A 17,940-nucleotide genomic window follows, 5' to 3' on the forward strand; every position below is an offset into this window, starting at 1 on the left:
GACATGTAAGAAGGTGTAAGCCGATGCGATCGGATGTGCCGCGATGATAAGGGATGTAAGGCTCTGCATGGGCCCGTGCGCACTACTAAATCCCCACTGAGCCAACGCCGGAACGATCCGTTCCGATGGCCTCGGGCTGGTCCATTCTTGCGGCCCGTTCCCCTGCCGAGGCTTCCCATGACCCATCGCCTGCTGTTGCCGATTGCCATCTCCTCCCTGGCCCTGCTGCTGGCCGCCACCACGGTGGCAGCCCAGGATTACGACAGCGATCACATTCCACCGCTGCGCTGCGAGTCGCAGTTCAACAAGACCCAGCAGTGCCCGATCGAAGGCCGCATGCGCCTGGCCAGGCAGCTGTCGGTCACCCGCTGCGTCGAGGACCAGAACTGGGGCCAGAACCGCCGCATGCTCTGGGTCACCGACGGCTGTCGCGCCGAGTTCGTGGCCGACGGACAGGGACGCGGTCGCTGGCCGGGGCGCGGGCGGGACCGTGACCGGGATGACGATGGCGAGCGCCTGGTCTGCGAGTCCTACGAGCAGAAGGACAAGGAATGCCGCATCCGTGTGCGTCACGAGGTGCGCCTGGTCAAGCAGAAGTCGGTGACACCGTGCGTCGAGGATCGCAACTGGGGTTGGGACCGCCGCGGCGTGTGGGTCAGCGATGGCTGCCGTGCCGAGTTCCGTGTGTATTGACTGCCGACCACACGCTGGCTGTGGCGGATACGCAGACACGGCCGACGTGATCGATAGACTGGGCGCACCCAGCCCAGGAGCCTGCGATGGCACCACCCGATCCCTCCTCGACGATGCTGCATATCCGCGAGGCGATGCTCGCCGACGTTCCCGCGTTGATCGCGCTCGACAGCGTTGCGGTCCATGATCCACAACGCGCACGACAGATCACCGACTGGCAGGCCAGCGGTGGCGTGCACGTGGCCGAACGGGCCGGCCAGCTGGCCGGTTACCTGGTCATCCACCATCACTTCTTCGGCGAAGCTTTCGTCGAGATGCTGATGGTGGCGCGCGAACAACGCAGCCAGGGCGTCGGCGCCGCCCTGCTGCGCCATGCCATCGCGCTGCAGGGGCAAGGCAGGCTGTTCACTTCGACCAATGCTTCCAATACCGGCATGCAACGCCTGCTCGCCGCCTCGGGTTTCATCGACAGCGGCATCGTGCATGGATTGGACGAAGGCGATCCGGAGCTGATCTACCGCTTTGCCGGCAGCTGATCGAGATACGTGGCCACCTTGGCGTCCAGCAGGTCCATCAACAGCGGATCCATGCAGCGATAGTCGTCGGGGATATCCAGGCAATGCAGGCGCTTGTGTTCCAGCAGGCGCGCGTACGCGGCCTGCAGGCGGTGCTGGTGCTTGGCCTCCATCACGAAGATGACATCGGCCCAGCGGATGTCCGCCGGGCCGATGGGGCGTCGTGCGTGCGGGCTGGTGCCGGCCGACAGCGCAGCGAAGCCGGGCCGCCGTCGCCACATGGCTTCGGCGGTCGGGCTGCGCAGCTGGTTGCGGCTGCAGACGAACAGCAGGTTGATCATTCCTGTTCCTGCAGTTGGCGAGGGCTGAGGACCGGATAGGTGAAGCCCAGCTGGCGTGCACGCGCGAGCTTGGCATCGCGCGTATACAGCAGCTTCCAGTTCTTCTCGGGCTTGTAGCTGTAGGCGGTCGTGGCGCGGTCGCCACCACGGTTGCGGGCCTGGCTGCGACGCCAGGCACGGTTTCTTGCAGATTCCATGATGTGTTCTCGTGAGTACCGGGTTCAGCAGCCGCGGTAGTACGAGTGGCGCGCAGCATACACCGCGCGCACAAAAAAGCCCACGCATCGCTGCGCAGGCTTCTTGATTCATCACAGTGGTCGGGACGGCCGGATTCGAACCGACGACCCTCTGCCCCCCAGGCAGATGCGCTACCAGGCTGCGCTACGCCCCGACTGATGCTGCGATGTGCCCGCCAGTGCGGCGGGCCGTGAAGTATAGCGGATTACGATGGAAATGGGATCAGCGGCGCAGCAACTGCAGCACTTCTTCCAGCTCCATGCGCACCTGCTTGATGATCTGGTTGCTCAGCGCCGATTCCTCGCGGGCATCGGGACCATCCAGACGCAGGCGTGCACCACCGATGGTGTAGCCCTGTTCGTACAGCAGGCTGCGGATCTGCCGCACCATCAGCACGTCATGGCGCTGGTAGTAGCGGCGGTTGCCTCGGCGCTTGGCCGGCTCAAGGCTGGGAAACTCGGTTTCCCAGTAGCGCAGGACGTGCGGCTTGACGTCGCACAGCTCGCTGACCTCACCGATGGTGAAGTAGCGCTTGGCCGGGATCGGCGGTAGTTCGCGGTTACTGCCCGGATCCAGCATAAGCTTCCACCCTCTCCTTGAGCTTCTGGCCCGGACGGAAGGTGACCACCGTACGGGCGGAAATCGGAATTTCCTCGCCGGTCTTGGGGTTGCGACCCGGGCGCTGGTTCTTGCGCCGCAGATCGAAGTTACCGAAGCCCGACAGCTTCACCTGACGTCCCTGTTCCAATGCTTCACGCAGCACATCGAAAAACGCGTCGACGAATTCCTTGGCTTCCCGCTTGTTCAGACCGACTTCGTCGAACAGCTTTTCCGCCATCTCCGCCTTGGTCAATGCCATTGCCTGCTACCCCCGAGTGCTGCCCGCTCAGCCGCGGATCCGGGCGTGGTGTTCACGCTCGATGGCAGTGACCGCCTCGGCCACCACCGCATCCACGTCGCGGTCCGTCAGAGTGCGCGACTTGTCCTGCAAAATCAAGCCCATAGCGAGACTCTTGAATCCCGGCTCGACGCCCTGGCCGACGTAACGGTCGAACAGGTTCAGGTCGCGCAGCAGCGGGCCGGCGGCCTGGCGGACGGTGGCCGCCAGATCGGCCCAGGCCACCTGTTCAGGCACCAGGAACGCCAGGTCGCGACGCACCGCCGGGAAGCGCGACAGCTCGCCGGCACGCGGCAGGCGGCGGGCGGTCAGCGGCTCCAGGTCCAGCTCGAAGGCATAGACGTCGGCTTCGATCTCCATCGCCCTGGCCAGGCGCGGGTGGATCTGGCCAATCCAGCCGATCGACACGCCATCGCGGAATACCTCGGCCGAACGTGCCGGGTGGCCGTAGGCACGGGCCGACGGGCGGAACTCCAGTACCGCACCACTGGCAGCCGCCAGCGATTCCAGGTCGCCCTTCAGGTCATGGAAATCGACCTTGCGGGTCGGCAGGCCCCACTGCATCGCCTGCGCATCACCGCAGACCGCCGCGGCCACGCGCGGGGTTTCCAGCGGCGCCGGCTGGCCGTCTCCGGCCTGCTGGGCGAACACGCGGCCGAGCTCGAACAGGCGCACGCGGCCGAGCTGGCGGGCGGCGTTGCGGCCCAACGTGGCGACCAGGCCCGGCAGCAGCGACGGGCGCATCACCGCCAGTTCGGCCGACAGCGGGTTGGCCAACGGCACCAGGCCGTCGCGCAGCTGCCACTGGGTCAACAGCGCGTCGTCGACGAAAGCGAAATTGACGGTTTCCTGCTGGTCACGGGCGATCAGCTGGCGGCGCACGCTCAGCGCGTCCAGCTGGGTCTCGCTCGGCATCGCCACACGCGAGGCACCGCCCGGCAGCGTGGTCGGGATCTGCTCGTACCCGTGGATGCGAGCCAGTTCTTCGATCAGGTCTTCTTCGATGGCGATGTCGAAGCGGCGGCTCGGCGCGACCACCTGCCAGCCGTCGGCGGTGGCGACCACGTCCATGCCCAGCGCGCGCAGGATGCGCTCGACTTCAGCATCCTCGATGGTGATGCCGAGCACGCGGGTGATGCGGGCGCGGCGCAGCACGATGGTTGCCGGCTGCGGCAGATCGGCTTCACGCACGGCCTCGGTAACCGGCGCCGGGGTACCGCCAGCCAGGTCCAGCACCAGGCGGGTGGCGTACTCGATCGCGGTACGCGGCAGCGCCGGATCGACGCCGCGCTCGAAGCGGTGGCCGGCATCGGTGTGCAGGCCCAGCTTGCGGCCACGGCCCATGATCGCGGCCGGCGCAAAGTGCGCAGCTTCCAGGAACACGGCGGTGGTCGCGTCGGTGACACGAGTGTCGAAGCCGCCCATCAGGCCAGCCAGGCCGACCGCACGATCAGCGTCGGTGATCACCAGGAAGCTGTCGTCCAGCGCAGCATCGCGGCCGTCCAGCAGCTTCAGCGTCTCGCCAGCGCGCGAGCGACGCACGGCGATGCTGCCCTGCAGGGTACCCAGGTCGTAGGCATGCATCGGCTGGCCGAGCTCGAGCATCACGTACTGGGTGATGTCGACCAGCAGCGAAACCGGGCGCACACCGCTGCGGCGCAGGCGTTCGGCCATCCACAACGGCGTCTTGGCAGTGGCGTTGACACCTTCGATGACACGGCCCAGGTAACGCGGCGCTTCGGCACCAGCGTCAAGCTGGATGGCGAGCTCACGGCTGCCGACCGCCGGAATGGCCTCGGCGGCGAAATCCAGCACTTCGCTGCGGGTGGCCGCGGCGACGTCGTAGGCGATGCCGCGCAGGCTGAAGCAGTCGGCGCGGTTCGGGGTCAGCTTGATCTCGATGCTGGCATCCGGCAGGCCCAGGTACTCGACCAGGGTCTGGCCGACCGGGGCGTCATCGGGCAGTTCCAGCAGGCCGGAGGCATCGTTGTCCAGGCCCAGCTCCTTGGCCGAGCACAGCATGCCGTTGGACTCGACGCCGCGCAGCTTGGCCGGCTTGATCTTCAGCTCGCCGATCTGCGCACCGACCATCGCCAGCGGTGCGACCAGGCCCGGGCGCGCGTTCGGGGCGCCGCAGACGATCTGCAGCAGTTCGCCCCGCCCTGCATCGACACTGCACACCTGCAGGCGATCCGCTTCCGGATGGCGCACGGCGTCGACGATGCGTGCCACGACCACGTGCTCGAGGCCTTCGCCCAGCGCGGTCACTTCTTCCACTTCCAGGCCGATGGCGGTCAGCACTGCACTCAGTTCATCGCGCGAGGCGCCGGTCGGGACGTGGCTGCGCAGCCAGTTTTCGGAGAATTTCATGGTGTCACCCTGGTGGGCCCGGCGCATGCGCCTGGGCCTGCGAATTTAGAAGCAGTCGAGCAAGCTCGACTCTACGGACCGGCGCTTACGCGAACTGTTTCAGGAACCGCACGTCGTTCTCGAAGAACGCGCGCAGATCATTGACGCCATAGCGCAGCATCGCAAAGCGCTCCACGCCCATGCCGAAGGCGAAGCCGGTGTAGCGCTCCGGATCGATGCCGACGTTGCGCAGCACGTTCGGATGGACCATGCCGCAGCCGAGCACTTCCAGCCAGCGGGTGCTGCCATCGGGCTGCTGCCAGGCGATATCCACTTCCGCACCCGGTTCGACGAACGGGAAGTAGCTGGGGCGGAAGCGCATCTCGAAGTCGCGCTCGAAGAAGGCGCGCACGAACTCGGCCAGCGTGCCCTTCAGGTCGGCGAAGGTCGAATGCTCGTCGACCAGCAGGCCTTCCACCTGATGGAACATCGGCGAATGGGTCTGGTCGCTGTCGCTGCGGTATACCTTGCCGGCAGCGATCATGCGCAGCGGCGGCGCATGGTCGCCCATGTAGCGCACCTGCACACCGGAGGTATGCGTGCGCAGCAGGCGGCCGTCGCCGAAGTAGAAGGTGTCGTGCATGGCGCGCGCCGGGTGGTGCGGCGGGAAGTTCAGCGCCTCGAAGTTGTGCCAGTCGTCCTCGATCTCCGGCCCTTCCGACAGCTCGTAGCCCAGTCGGCCGAAGATGCCGGTGATGCGCTCCAGGGTGCGGGTGATCGGATGCAGGCCGGCGCGGTCGCCGTTGCGACCCGGCAGGGTGATGTCGATGGCTTCGGCGGCCAGGCGCGCATCCAGTGCCGCGTCTTCCAGCAGCGCCTTGCGCTCGCCCAGCGCGCGGGTCAGCGCGTCGCGGGCCTGGTTGATCGCTTCACCGGCGGCCTTGCGCTCGTCGGCCGGCAGGGCGCCGAGCTGCTTGAGCTGCGAGGTGATGCTGCCACTCTTGCCAAGCAGGGCCACGCGCAGCTGTTCCAGCACGTCGGGGCTCTGTGCGGCGGCCACATCGGCCAGCGCCTGGGTGGTGAGGGATTGGATGTCGCTCATGGGGGGCCGGAACTCCAGTCGATCTGCCATCGCGATGCGCGAAGGGCCGACCCCTGTCGCCACCGCCGTCCCCGCGCTGCCGCCATGGCCTCGCCGGGACCCAAAAAAGAATGGGGAAGGACTTGCGCCCTTCCCCATGCATTGCCTTGACCTGACACCGTTCCGAGTGAACGGTTACGGCATCGGGAAGGACTTATGCCGCCAGCGCGCCCTTGGCCTTTTCGGCCAGCGCAGCAAAACCGGCTGCGTCGTGCACGGCGATGTCAGCCAGGACCTTGCGATCCAGGGTGATGCCGGCCTTCAGCAGACCGTTCATGAAGCGGCTGTAGCTCAGGCCGTTGATGCGGGCAGCCGCATTGATACGGGTGATCCACAGCGAACGGAAGTTGCGCTTCTTCTGCTTACGGCCGATGTAGGCGTACTGCTGTGCCTTGATGACCGCCTGCTTGGCGACGCGGAAGACCTTGCGACGGGCGTTGTAATAGCCCTTGGCGAGATCCAGAATCTTCTTGTGGCGGCGACGCGCCTGTACGCCACGCTTAACTCGTGCCATTTTTCAGTTCCTCAGAGGTAAGGGAGCATGCGGTCCAGACGGCCTGCGTCTTCTGCACGGACATGGCCCGTCTGACGCAGATTACGCTTACGCTTGGTCGCTTTCTTCGTGAGGATGTGGCTACGGTTGGCGTGGCCGCACTTGTACTTGCCCGAGGCGGTCTTGCGGAAACGCTTGGCCGCTGCCCGGTTGGTCTTGATCTTGGGCATTGCAATGTCCTTGATGGGATATGACCCTGGTTTCTGACTGATCTGGCGGCGGCCTGGGCCGCTCTTTCCGTCCTGCCATGATCGGCGTACGACCCGTCCTGGGTGGGTCGAGCCGGGCATGATACAGGCAAAACCGCCCTGTCACCAGCCCCTGCAACCCTTTCGCCGGCAATTCACCGGCCTGCTGCAAAAGCAAAGGGACGCCAGCGGCGTCCCCTTACCCTGAACCATTCAGCCAGGCGCCCCGAAAGGCGGCCCGTCAGGCCTCAGGTCTTCTTCTTCGGCGCGATCATCATGACCATCTGACGCCCTTCCAGGCGCGGACGGGATTCAATGACGATGTCCTCGCCCAGATCGGTCTCGATCCGGTTGGCCATTTCGCGACCCAGTTCCTGGTGGCTCATTTCACGGCCACGGAAACGGATGTTGACCTTGATCTTGTCGCCCTCTTCGAGGAACCCGCGCATCTTGCGCAGCTTGATCTGGTAGTCGCCCTCGTCCGTGACCGGACGGAACTTCACTTCCTTGATCTCGACCTGCTTGGTCTTCTTCTTGGCCTCGCTGGCCTTCTTCTGCGCTTCGAACTTGAACTTGCCGAAGTCCATGATCTTGCAGACCGGCGGATCGGCCTGCGGCTGGATTTCGACCAGGTCCAGGCCTTCATCTTCGGCCATGGACAGCGCTTCGTCGCGCGACAACACGCCGATCATTTCTCCGTCACTGCCGATCACGCGGACGCGCGGCACACGGATTTCCTGATTCTTGCGGTTCTGTTTGTTGTCAGGGGTGCTGATATTACGTTCTCCCAAGGGTATCGAACCGGTCCGGGTGCCTGTGCCCCCGGACCGGACCTTTGCTTACGCGCCCTCGGCCTGGAGCCGCTCGATGAAGGCCTGCAGGCTCATGCTGCCCAGGTCTTCGCCAGAACGCGTACGCACCGCCACAGCCCCATTTTCCTTCTCGCGGTCACCAATGACCAGCAGGTAGGGCACGCGCTGCAACGTATGCTCGCGGATTTTATAGCCGATCTTCTCGTTACGCAAATCCGAGCTGACGCGGAAGCCTTGCTCCGCAAGGGTTTTGGTCACGCCCGAGACGTAGTCGGCCTGGGCGTCGGTGATGTTGGCCACCACCACCTGGGTCGGCGCCAGCCAGGCCGGGAACTGGCCGGCATGGTGCTCGATCAGGATGCCCAGGAAGCGCTCCATCGAGCCGACGATGGCGCGGTGCAGCATGACCGGGTGCTTCTTCTGGCTGTTCTCGTCCACGTACTCGGCGCCGAGGCGGCCCGGCATCATGAAGTCGACCTGCATGGTGCCCAGCTGCCAGGTACGGCCGATGGCGTCCTTCAGGTGGTACTCGATCTTCGGGCCGTAGAAGGCGCCCTCGCCCGGCAGCTCCTGCCACTCCACCCCATTGCTGGACAGTGCCGAGCGCAGTGCGCCTTCGGCCTTGTCCCAGGTGGCGTCGTCGCCCAGGCGCGATTCCGGGCGCAGCGCGATCTTGACCTGAATCTCATCGAAGCCGAAGTGCTGGTAGACCGCCAGTGCCTGCTGGTGGAACGCGGTTACTTCCGCCTCGACCTGGTTTTCGGTGCAGAACACATGGCCGTCGTCCTGGGTGAAACCACGCACACGCAGGATGCCGTGCAGCGCGCCGGACGGCTCGTTGCGGTGGCAGGCACCGAACTCACCATAGCGGATCGGCAGGTCGCGGTAGCTGTGCAGGCCCTGGTTGAACACCTGCACGTGGCCCGGGCAGTTCATCGGCTTGAGCGCGTAGGTGCGCTTCTCCGATTCGGTGAAGAACATCGCGTCCTGGTAGTTGTCCCAGTGGCCGGATTTCTGCCACAGGCTCACGTCCAGGATCTGCGGGCAGCGCACTTCGCCGTAGCCGGTCTTGCGGTAGACCTTGCGCATGTACTGCTCGACCACCTGCCACAGCGCCCAGCCCTTGGGGTGCCAGAACACCAGGCCCGGCGCCTCTTCCTGCAGATGGAACAGGTCCTGCTGCTTGCCGATGCGGCGGTGGTCGCGCATTTCAGCTTCTTCGATGCGCTTGATGTACGCCTCGAGCTGCTTCTTGTCGGCCCAGGCGGTGCCGTAGATGCGCTGCAGCTGCTCGTTCTGCGCGTCGCCGCGCCAGTAGGCGCCGGAGATGCGGGTCAGCTTGAAGGCCTTCAGGAAGCGCGTGTTCGGCACGTGCGGGCCACGGCACATGTCCACGTATTCCTGGTGGTAGTACATGCCCATCGCCTGGATGTCGTCGGACATGTCCTCGATCAGGCGCAGCTTGTAGTCCTCGCCACGGGCCTTGAAGATCTCGATCACTTCGGCGCGCGGCGTCACCTTCTTGATGACGTCGTAGTCCTGGGCGATCAGTTCACCCATGCGCTTTTCGATCGCCGCCATGTCGTCCGGGGTGAACGGGCGCTCGGAGTAGATGTCGTAGTAGAAGCCCTCGGCGATCACCGGGCCGATCACCATCTTCACGTCCGGGTACAGTTGCTTGACGGCGTGGCCGACCAGGTGGGCACAGGAGTGGCGGATGATCTCCACGCCCTCCTCGTCCTTGGCGGTGATGATGCGCAGGCTGGCATCGTGATCGATGACGTCGCTGGCATCGACCAGCACGCCATCGACCGAACCGGCGATGGTGGCCTTGGCCAGGCCGGCACCGATCGACTGGGCAACGTCCATGACGCTGACGGGGTTTTCGAACTCGCGGCGGCTGCCGTCGGGAAGGGTAATGTTGATCATCGCATTGGCTTCGTGCGGGGCCCGCGAGGCGGGCTGGAAAGCGTTCCCGGGCCGTTGCCCGGGCAATAAAAAAGCGCCTCGAGGGCGCCTGGAACACAGGGCCTTCGGGGGCAGGTCAACAGTGGGCGGTGGTAGTGCTCATGTCGCACGCTCGGCCGGCGCTGGGCGCGGGCCACCTTGTTCCAGTCAGGGGTTCTGCGATGATCTTAAACCAGCGCACCGGAAAGCCCAAGGGCTACCGTACGGTACGCTGAATGGCCTTCGCTGGCGGCGTGAAAACGCAATGATTACCATGTCCGCGCAGCCCGCCCCGTGCCAGCCTGCCCGCTTCCCCCCAGGACCTCGTGATGCGCCACCCGCTCCGACCGGCTCCCGCCGGCCCCGCCCGTGCCCCGCGTTCGCTGGCCCGCTGCCACGGCGGCCGCCCGCAATGATCACCGTCGGCCTTTCGACCCTTGGCTTCTGCAGCCTGGGCATGCTGGCAGCGATGTTCTCCGCACTGGCCTTCTATGCCGCCTCGCCGCACTGCCGCTGGCCCCGCCTGCGCCGCGCCGGCCGCCTCGGCCACCAGATCGGCCTGGTCGCCGCGGCTGCCGCATTGTGGCTGTGGATGGCCGAACTCGGCTTTGCCGCTGGCCTGGTGGCGATGCTGTGCACCTGGATGCTGGCCGCGATGCTGCTGCCGGCACTGGCCGCCTGGCATCGTCCGGGCACGGAGTCGCCCTGATGTGGCCGCGCGCTTTCGCCGGCATCATCGCGGGCTTCCTGCTTGCGGCCGCCGTTACCGGCCTGCTGGCCTGGCTGCCACCCGGCCCGTGGCAGCGTGCGCTGGTGCCGACCCTGATCGCCTTCATCCCGTTATGGATGCTGTCCGCCCTGTGGGCGTTCAGCTTCCGCAGCGCACTGCGCGCCTGGCTGGTACTGGGTGGCAGCGCCGCGGCCGGCTTCGCCGCGCTCGGGCTGCTGCGCCTGACCGGCGCGGTGCAATGAGAGCTACCCCATGAAGTTCAGTTCGCAGACCCTGCGCACATTCACCACCCTGCACACCTGGGTCGGCCTGGTCGCCGGCTTCGGCCTGTTCGTGGCCTTCTATGCAGGCGCGCTGACCCTGTTCCATCACGACCTGCCGCTGTGGCAGACCCCGGGCGCAGCCACCGCGCTGCCAGCGGGCCTGGACGACGCGCAGTACCTGCTGGAAGACGTGCTGGCGACACACCCGGAAGCCCGCCGCCACGTCGGCATGACCTTCCCTGGCGCCGAGCATCCACAACCACTGGCCTATTGGCAGGCCGATGACGGCAGCTGGCGCTATGCCTGGCCGGGCCAGATCGCCGGCAGCCCGACGCCGCCACAGACCGGGCTGGCCGAACTGGTCAACGAACTGCATTACAGCCTCGGCCTGCCGGTGGCCGGCATCTACGTGATGGGCATCGTCAGCCTGCTGTATGGCATGGCGCTGCTGAGCGGCCTGGTGATCCACCTGCCGAAGCTGTTTGGCGACCTGTTCGCGCTGCGTCCGGGCCGCAACCTTAAGCAGCTGTGGCAGGACGCGCACAACGTGATCGGTGTGCTCAGCCTGCCCTTCCACCTGATGTTCGCAGTGACGGGCGCCCTGCTGTGCCTGGTGTTCGTACAGATGGCCCTGCTCAATCCACTGATCTACGACGGCAAGGCCCTGCAGGCGGTACCGACCGCAATGGACACCGCGCCGGTGCGCGATGCCAGCGGGATTCCGGCGCCACCGGGCAGCCTGCGCGTGCTGCATGCGCGCGCGCTCGAAGTGGCCCGCGCACAGGGCGTGGCGAACTTTGAACCGGCCTACCTGAAGCTGGCCAACGCCGGCGATGCCAACGCCACCATCGAAATCACCGGTGAAGCCAGCGGCACGCTGGGGCCGCTCGGCGCGGTGGCGCTGGACGTGGCCACAGGCAACCTGCTGGCCTCCCAGCTGCCGGGCCAGCGCGATGCCAACCACGCCACGCTCAGCGCGGCCTACGCATTGCACTTTGGCGAGTTCGGCAACGGCGTGGTGGTCTGGCTGTACTTCCTGCTAGGCCTCGGCGGTGCATTCCTGTTCTACTCCGGCAACCTGTTGTGGATCGAGTCGCGGCGCAAGCGTCGCCAGCCGCAGCAGCCACGCGCCGGTGTGAACATGGCGCGGGCCACGGTCGGCGTGTGCATCGGCCTGTGCGTGGCGATCTCGGTCGCGTTCGTCACCGCGCTGGTGCTGGAGCGGCTGGCACCGTCGGCAGTCGACCACGGCATCCGATGGGCGTGCTTCGGCAGCTGGGGCGCTTGTGCGCTGTGGGCTGCGCTGCGTCGCCCTGCACAGGCCGCACGCGAACTGCTGTGGGCCGCAGCGATCAGCACTGCGCTGGTGCCGGTCCTGCACGGCGCACTCAATGGTGACTGGCTATGGCGCGCCGCCGCGCGTGGTCACTGGCCGCTGTTCTGGGTCGATGCCATCGCGCTGGCCATGGCCTTCGGCTTCGCTCGCCTGGCCGTCGCCAGCCAGCGTCGCGCCCGCAGCGGCGACCCCAACAGTGTCTGGGCCAACTGAGTCTTCGCCGGGCATCGCCCGGCGCTACCGCTGCGGGTGTTCTTCGCCCGGGTAACGACTCACTTCGATCAGGTTGCCATCCGGGTCGCGGAAGTACACCGATTCGATCGGCCCCAGCGCACCGGTGCGTGCCACCGGCCCCTCCTCCACCGCAATGGCCTGCGCCTGCAGGTGCGCCAGCACATCGACCGTTGCTGTTCGCGTGACCAGGCACAGGTCGGCACTGCCCGGCGTGGGTCGCAGCGCATGCGGCTGCAGTGGCGCGCTGGCCGGATGCAGATTGATTTTCTGCTGGCCGAACTGCAGCGCGGTACGGCCCGCGCCGAAGCGCACGACCTGCATGCCGAGCACGCGCTGGTAGAAATCACAGCTGCGTTCGATGTCGGCGACGGTGAGGACCAGGTGGTCCAGGCGTTCGAGATGGATCATGCCCGCAGCGTAACGTTGCGGGCATGGACATGCTGTGCGGCGTTCGGCCGATGGCGTTGCGGCATTGCGCCGGACATCGCCTGATGCCGCTCAATCGCCGATGCGTGCCTTCTGCCAGGGGCCCAGCATGGCGTTGAGCAGGCTGGCCTGTTCGTCGTCGCCGGTCAGCTCCCACATGAACACCCCGGCCAGGCCCTGCTCGCGGGCGAACTGGGCACGCAGGCCGATCGAGCGCGGGTCTTCATAGCTGATGAAGATTTTCTGCCCGGCGTTGTACAGCCACGGGCTCTGCGCCTGCGGCTGCCAGTGCTTGGTCCAACCCGGCTGGTCGAGATAGCGCGCCTTGATCACCCGCCAGTCGCCGGCGTCGGCCGGTGCGCTGTAGGACTGGTACAGGCCATCCGCTGCATCGCCGGTGACCTTGAAGCCGCGTCCGTAGAACGGCACGCCCAGCACCAGCTTGTCGGCCGGCACGCCATGCTCGCGGTAGTACTGCACGGCGCCGGCCACGTTGTTCCAGCGCCGCAGCTCCGGCGCCAGCGGATCGGCCGGCACTTCCTGCAGGGGCGCATTGAAGGTCGACACCGAAGAGAAACCGGTGCCCATGTCGTAGCTCATCAGGTTGATGAAATCGAATACCTTGGCCAGCGCCAGCAGGTCGTAGCTCGCCGCCGGATCATAGGGACCGTCGGTCTGCAGGCGACCGGCGGCCAGTGCGGCGGTCAACAGCATCGGCTGCCCCGCCTTGCGGCCATGCGCATCAAGGGCCACGCGGAACGCCTGCGCGAGCCGGGTCAGATTGGCGCGGTCCTGCGGGCGGTGTGCCAGCTCCTTCGGTCCGCCACTGACCGGGAACTCCCAGTCGATGTCCACGCCATCGAAACTGCCAGCATGACGATCGAAGAACAGCGCCATGCATGAGTCGACCAGGCGCTTGCGGCTGCCCTCGGTCAGCGCTGCATCGGAGAATCCACCTGCGCCCCAGCCACCGATCGAAATCAACGTGCGCAGATGCGGGTGCGCCTTCTTCAGCTCGGCCAGCGCCGCGAAGTTCTTCGGCGCTTCCGCACCGATCGTGCAGCGCCCGTCCTCGATGGTGGAGAACGCGTAGAACAGGTGGGTGAGGCGCTCGGCCGGAATGCTCGACACCGGGTAGCGCTCGGCCGAACCACCGGGGTAGTAGGCACCGAAGATCGGCGGCTGCGCGGGTGCCGCATGCACGGCTATGGGCAAGGCACCGGCAATCAGCACGGCAAGGGCAACCACAGTCTGGCGGAACATGGGATCTCCCGGTTCGAAGGCGCAGCCACGTTAGCAAACGGATGGGGCTGTGGGACGGTTGTCGTGGCATGTCGTCCAGTGGACAAGTGCATCCCGCCGGATGACGACAACGCGCCAGTCATGCAACGACCCTCATGCACTGCAGCAGGACACACGCCGACGCTGCGTTCGCGGGCTCGCGCATCGGCTAAGGTAGCCGCGGACCTTCAACCGCGCATGGACATGAGCACCGACCACGACAGCCTCGACGACGGCGACCTGCTGGACGACGAAACCCTCGACGAATGCCAGGCCCTGGAGGCACGCGCCTACGCCGCCTTCCGAGAGGGCGACCTGCAGCAGGCGGTGGCGCTGTTCGGCGAGCTGATCGCACTCGCCCCCGAAGTGCCGTACCTGCATTACATGCGCGGATTGGCGCACAAGTACCTGCGCGACTGGGCTGCCTCACTGCAGGACAACCTGCAATCGGAGCAGCTGCGTGGGGAATTCGATGTCGCCACTGCCTGGAATGCCGGCATCGCCGCCACCGGCATGGCGGACTGGGCCGAAGCACGACGCCAGTGGACCCGCTGTGGCATCACCCTGCCCGAAGGCGAGGGCCCGATCGAGGGCCACTTCGGCGTGGCCTGCGTGCGCCTGGCACCGTGGTCGGATGCCGAAGTGGTGTATATGAGCCGCATTGATCCGGTGCGTGCACGCATCGACAACGTACCGCTGCCCGAAAGCGGCTTCCGCTTCGGCGACATCGTGCTGCACGACGGCGCCTCGACCGGCCGCCGTACGTACAGCGAACACGAGGTGCCGGTGTTCAATGCAATGCAGCACCTGCAGGCATCGGACATGGCGACCTTCACCGTGTTCGTGCAGTGCGATTCGGCCGATGACATCGCTGCGCTGGAGGCAATCACCCTGCCCGGCATCGGCATGGTCGAGGACTGGACGGCTACCGTGCGCCGGCTGTGCCGCCGCTGCAGCTACGGCACGCCGCACCAGCATGGTGATGAGGCGCCAGATGAAGACCAATGGAGACGCGAACGTGACCTCGGCGTGGCCGCACAGGGCCGGGCTGCGGTGGAAAAGCTCATGGCGGTGTGGGTCGCTGCAGCCCCCGGCCGGGTGCTGGAGGCCATCGAACAGCGCGAGCACCCGATGAGCGACCCGGAGCCAGGCCAGGTCTGGTGGCTGGGGGAGGACGAAGAAGACGCGTAAGTGCAAGGACCAACGGTCCTCATCCACAGGATTCCAGGCAAAGAAAAAGCGGGCCGAAGCCCGCTTTTTCATTTCAGCGATTCCAGAAGCGTGTCAACCAAGGTTGACACCTACCGTAATCGACCGGAGGTCGATTATTCGGCGCTGGCGGCTTCGCCTTCTTCAACGGCCTTCATCGACAGGCGGATACGGCCCTGCTTGTCGACTTCCAGCACCTTGACCTTGACCACATCGCCTTCCTTCAGCACGTCGCCGACCTTCTCGACGCGATCGCTGGAGATCTGCGACACGTGGACCAGACCGTCCTTGCCCGGCAGGATCGTGACGAACGCACCGAAGTCCATGATCTTGGCGACCTTGCCTTCGTAGATGCGGCCCGGCTCGACGTCCGAGGTGATCTGCTCGATGCGGGCCTTGGCAGCCTGGGCAGCGATGGCATTGACCGAAGCGATGACGATGGTGCCGTCATCCTGGATATCGATCTGGGTGCCGGTTTCCTTGGTGATGGCCTGGATGGTCGAACCACCCTTGCCGATCACTTCGCGGATCTTGTCCGGGTGGATCTTGATGGTCAGCAGGCGCGGCGCGTAGTCCGACAGCTCTTCACGCGGAGCGGTCAGGCCGTGGGCCATCTCGCCCAGGATGTGCAGACGGCCAGCCTTGGCCTGCTGCAGAGCCTGCTTCATGATCTCTTCGGTGATGCCTTCGATCTTGATGTCCATCTGCAGGGCGGAAATGCCCTCAGCGGTACCAGCCACCTTGAAGTCCATGTCGCCCAGGTGATCTTCGTCACCCAGGATGTCGGACAGGACGACGAAGCGCTCGCCTTCCTTGACCAGGCCCATGGCGATACCGGCCACCGGCGCCTTCACCGGCACGCCGGCGTCCATCAGGGCCAGCGACGAGCCGCAGACCGATGCCATCGACGAGGAACCGTTCGACTCGGTGATTTCCGAGACGACGCGGATGGTGTACGGGAAGGATTCCAGCGACGGCATGACAGCCAGCACGCCGCGCTTGGCCAGGCGACCGTGGCCGATTTCGCGGCGCTTCGGGCCCATCATGCGGCCGCACTCACCCACCGAGAACGGAGGGAAGTTGTAGTGGAACAGGAAGTTTTCCTTGTACTCACCGGCAACGGCATCGATGACCTGGCCATCACGGGCAGTGCCCAGGGTGATGGTCACGATGGCCTGGGTTTCGCCACGGGTGAACAGCGAGGAACCGTGGGTACGCGGCAGCACGCCGGTCTTCACGGCGATCGGGCGGACGGTGTCCAGCGCACGGCCATCGATACGGACCTTGGTGTCCAGCACCGAGTCACGCATGGTGCGGTATTCCAGCTCGCCGAATTCCTTCGACAGCTCAGCCGGGTTCCAGCCTTCAGCGGCCACGCGGCCAGCCAGGGTTTCGACCACGTCCTTCTTGATCGCCGAGATGGCGTCACGGCGCTGCAGCTTGTCACGCACCTGGAAGGCTTCGCCCAGGCGCGGGCCGATGGCTTCCTTCAGGGCGGAGATCAGCACGTCGTTCTTGGCCGGGGCTTCCCAGGTCGACGGCTTGGTGCCGGCTTCGACGGTCAGCTCGTTGATCGCGTTGATGACCTTCTGCATTTCGCGGTGACCGAAGGTCACGGCGCCCAGCATCACTTCTTCGGACAGCAGCGCGGCTTCGGATTCAACCATCAGCACGGCGTTGGAGGTACCGGCGACGACCAGTTCCAGCTGCGAGTCAGCCAGTTCGCTGACGGTCGGGTTCAGGATGTACTCGCCGTTCTTGTAGCCGACCTTGGCAGCGCCGATCGGGCCCATGAACGGGGTGCCGGCCAGGGACAGGGCGGCCGAGGCACCGATCAGGGCAGCGATGTCGCCGTCCACGTCCGGGTTCAGCGACATGACCGTGGCGATGATCTGCACTTCGTTCTTGTAGTCTTCCGGGAACAGCGGACGGATCGGACGGTCGATCAGACGCGAGATCAGGGTTTCCTTCTCGGTCGCACGGCCTTCACGCTTGAAGAAACCACCCGGGATGCGGCCGCCGGCGTAGAACTTTTCCTGATAATCGACGGTCAGCGGGAAGAAGTCCTGGCCTTCGCGCGCGCTCTTGGCGGCGACGGCGGTGACCAGCAGTACGGTGTCGTCCATCTTGACGATGACGGCACCGCTGGCCTGACGGGCGACTTCGCCGGTCTCAAGCGTGACGGTGTGCTTGCCGTACTGGAAGGTTTTGGTGATTTTTGCCACGGAGGGTGTCCTTGGGGATGCTGTCTGCGAATTTGGACCGTCGGCGACCCTTGCCGCCAGCGGGTGGCCGGATCGTTCCGGCCTGAATCGGGGATTGCGGTGCTACAAAACAAAACCGCGGCGCATCGCTGCGCCGCGGGGGATTCGTTGCTTAGCGACGCAGGCCAAGCTTCTCGATCAGGGCCTTGTAACGCTCGACGTCCTTCTTCTTCAGGTAGTCGAGCAGGCTGCGACGGCGGTTGACCATCTGCAGCAGGCCGCGGCGGCTGTGGTGATCCTTCTTGTGGGTCTTGAAGTGGCCGGTCAGCAGTTCGATGCGGGCGGTCAGCAGTGCAACCTGGACTTCCGGGGAGCCGGTGTCAGCCGAGCTGCGCTTGTTGTCTTCAATGACCTTCTGGGTGTCGATCGACATTTTCTTTTTTCTCTGTGATGCGTGGCCGGCAGGAACGCGCTTCGCGCACCGCCAGGCTCGCCGTGGACTACGAGGATGAAACCTGCGCGAGGCAGGTTGCCGGAAAACGGCCGCGAAATTGTAACGGCCAGGGGCTTCCGGGACAAGGAC

General features: G+C 65.8%; 20 protein-coding genes and 1 tRNA gene. 6 read left to right on the forward strand and 15 right to left on the reverse strand.

Annotation, left to right across the window (positions count from 1 at the left end):
- The first annotated feature begins 177 nt into the window (after window positions 1-177).
- Together EGM71_RS14270 and EGM71_RS14275 are read left to right on the forward strand one after the other, a co-directional pair.
- Window positions 178-693, forward strand: coding sequence for a DUF3011 domain-containing protein (locus EGM71_RS14270; RefSeq protein ID WP_188485445.1), 516 nt, complete (start codon window positions 178-180; stop codon window positions 691-693).
- Window positions 694-779: 86 nt separating this feature from the next.
- Window positions 780-1,229 (forward strand): GNAT family N-acetyltransferase, encoded by a 450-nt coding sequence (locus EGM71_RS14275; RefSeq protein WP_188485446.1) that lies wholly within the window; start codon window positions 780-782, stop codon window positions 1,227-1,229.
- On the opposite strand, the gene EGM71_RS14280 is transcribed toward EGM71_RS14275, so the two are convergent.
- The 11 genes from EGM71_RS14280 to thrS all read right to left on the reverse strand — a co-directional run bounded on the left by EGM71_RS14280 (window position 1,208) and on the right by thrS (window position 9,656).
- Window positions 1,208-1,549 (reverse strand): low molecular weight protein tyrosine phosphatase family protein, encoded by a 342-nt coding sequence (locus EGM71_RS14280; protein ID WP_188485447.1) that lies wholly within the window; start codon window positions 1,547-1,549, stop codon window positions 1,208-1,210. The genes EGM71_RS14275 and EGM71_RS14280 overlap by 22 nt on opposite strands.
- Complete coding sequence (locus EGM71_RS14285) at window positions 1,546-1,746, reverse strand: hypothetical protein (protein WP_093999848.1); 201 nt, start codon at window positions 1,744-1,746, stop codon at window positions 1,546-1,548. The genes EGM71_RS14280 and EGM71_RS14285 overlap by 4 nt, the downstream gene beginning before the upstream one ends.
- A gap of 117 nt (window positions 1,747-1,863) precedes the next feature.
- A tRNA-Pro gene (locus EGM71_RS14290) sits at window positions 1,864-1,940 on the reverse strand.
- Between the two features lie 68 nt (window positions 1,941-2,008).
- Window positions 2,009-2,365: a MerR family transcriptional regulator gene (locus EGM71_RS14295; RefSeq protein ID WP_005410431.1), complete on the reverse strand. Its 357-nt coding sequence runs from the start codon at window positions 2,363-2,365 to the stop codon at window positions 2,009-2,011.
- Entirely contained in the window at window positions 2,346-2,645 is a 300-nt protein-coding gene (locus EGM71_RS14300; RefSeq protein ID WP_005410432.1) for an integration host factor subunit alpha, read from the reverse strand. Before EGM71_RS14300 ends, EGM71_RS14295 begins: the two co-directional genes overlap by 20 nt.
- Window positions 2,646-2,672: 27 nt before the next feature.
- On the reverse strand, window positions 2,673-5,054 hold the full coding sequence (gene pheT, locus EGM71_RS14305) for a phenylalanine--tRNA ligase subunit beta (protein ID WP_188485448.1): 2,382 nt from the start codon (window positions 5,052-5,054) through the stop codon (window positions 2,673-2,675).
- 85 nt (window positions 5,055-5,139) lie between these two features.
- Window positions 5,140-6,135, reverse strand: coding sequence for a phenylalanine--tRNA ligase subunit alpha (locus EGM71_RS14310; RefSeq protein WP_005417865.1), 996 nt, complete (start codon window positions 6,133-6,135; stop codon window positions 5,140-5,142).
- A gap of 193 nt (window positions 6,136-6,328) precedes the next feature.
- Window positions 6,329-6,688, reverse strand: a complete 360-nt coding sequence (rplT, locus tag EGM71_RS14315) for a 50S ribosomal protein L20 (RefSeq protein WP_005410435.1) — start codon at window positions 6,686-6,688, stop codon at window positions 6,329-6,331.
- Between the two features lie 11 nt (window positions 6,689-6,699).
- Window positions 6,700-6,897: a 50S ribosomal protein L35 gene (gene rpmI, locus EGM71_RS14320; RefSeq protein ID WP_005410436.1), complete on the reverse strand. Its 198-nt coding sequence runs from the start codon at window positions 6,895-6,897 to the stop codon at window positions 6,700-6,702.
- A 266-nt stretch (window positions 6,898-7,163) separates the two neighbouring features.
- Window positions 7,164-7,706 (reverse strand): translation initiation factor IF-3, encoded by a 543-nt coding sequence (gene infC / locus EGM71_RS14325; RefSeq protein WP_079222586.1) that lies wholly within the window; start codon window positions 7,704-7,706, stop codon window positions 7,164-7,166.
- A gap of 48 nt (window positions 7,707-7,754) precedes the next feature.
- Complete coding sequence (gene thrS / locus EGM71_RS14330) at window positions 7,755-9,656, reverse strand: threonine--tRNA ligase (RefSeq protein ID WP_188485449.1); 1,902 nt, start codon at window positions 9,654-9,656, stop codon at window positions 7,755-7,757.
- A 430-nt stretch (window positions 9,657-10,086) separates the two neighbouring features.
- Here thrS and EGM71_RS14335 point away from each other — a divergent pair, with 430 nt between their 5' ends.
- The 3 genes from EGM71_RS14335 to EGM71_RS14345 are packed head-to-tail and all read left to right on the forward strand — an operon-like array spanning window position 10,087 to window position 12,216.
- The gene (locus tag EGM71_RS14335) at window positions 10,087-10,383 is read left to right on the forward strand and encodes a hypothetical protein (RefSeq protein ID WP_049445770.1); all 297 of its coding nucleotides are present in this window, start codon (window positions 10,087-10,089) and stop codon (window positions 10,381-10,383) included.
- The gene (locus EGM71_RS14340) at window positions 10,383-10,646 is read left to right on the forward strand and encodes a hypothetical protein (RefSeq protein WP_188485450.1); all 264 of its coding nucleotides are present in this window, start codon (window positions 10,383-10,385) and stop codon (window positions 10,644-10,646) included. The genes EGM71_RS14335 and EGM71_RS14340 overlap by 1 nt, the downstream gene beginning before the upstream one ends.
- 10 nt (window positions 10,647-10,656) lie before the next feature.
- A complete protein-coding gene (locus EGM71_RS14345) occupies window positions 10,657-12,216 on the forward strand; it encodes a PepSY-associated TM helix domain-containing protein (protein ID WP_188485451.1) in 1,560 nt (519 codons plus the stop codon).
- A gap of 24 nt (window positions 12,217-12,240) precedes the next feature.
- Here the strand turns inward: EGM71_RS14345 and EGM71_RS14350 are convergent, their stop codons facing one another.
- Together EGM71_RS14350 and EGM71_RS14355 are read right to left on the reverse strand one after the other, a co-directional pair.
- Window positions 12,241-12,645, reverse strand: a complete 405-nt coding sequence (locus EGM71_RS14350) for a VOC family protein (RefSeq protein WP_075677149.1) — start codon at window positions 12,643-12,645, stop codon at window positions 12,241-12,243.
- Between the two features lie 90 nt (window positions 12,646-12,735).
- On the reverse strand, window positions 12,736-13,926 hold the full coding sequence (locus tag EGM71_RS14355; protein ID WP_188485452.1) for a glycoside hydrolase family 18 protein: 1,191 nt from the start codon (window positions 13,924-13,926) through the stop codon (window positions 12,736-12,738).
- A gap of 222 nt (window positions 13,927-14,148) precedes the next feature.
- On the opposite strand from EGM71_RS14355, the gene EGM71_RS14360 reads away from it, so the two are divergent.
- On the forward strand, window positions 14,149-15,135 hold the full coding sequence (locus tag EGM71_RS14360) for a hypothetical protein (protein WP_223224479.1): 987 nt from the start codon (window positions 14,149-14,151) through the stop codon (window positions 15,133-15,135).
- 134 nt (window positions 15,136-15,269) lie between these two features.
- Here EGM71_RS14360 and pnp read toward each other — a convergent pair whose 3' ends face one another.
- Both pnp and rpsO read right to left on the reverse strand, forming a co-directional pair.
- The gene (pnp, locus tag EGM71_RS14365; RefSeq protein ID WP_188485454.1) at window positions 15,270-17,378 is read right to left on the reverse strand and encodes a polyribonucleotide nucleotidyltransferase; all 2,109 of its coding nucleotides are present in this window, start codon (window positions 17,376-17,378) and stop codon (window positions 15,270-15,272) included.
- A gap of 151 nt (window positions 17,379-17,529) precedes the next feature.
- On the reverse strand, window positions 17,530-17,790 hold the full coding sequence (gene rpsO, locus EGM71_RS14370) for a 30S ribosomal protein S15 (protein WP_005410445.1): 261 nt from the start codon (window positions 17,788-17,790) through the stop codon (window positions 17,530-17,532).
- Window positions 17,791-17,940 lie beyond the last annotated feature (150 nt).

The organism is Stenotrophomonas maltophilia (genome assembly GCF_006970445.1).
Lineage (GTDB): Bacteria > Pseudomonadota > Gammaproteobacteria > Xanthomonadales > Xanthomonadaceae > Stenotrophomonas > Stenotrophomonas maltophilia_AU.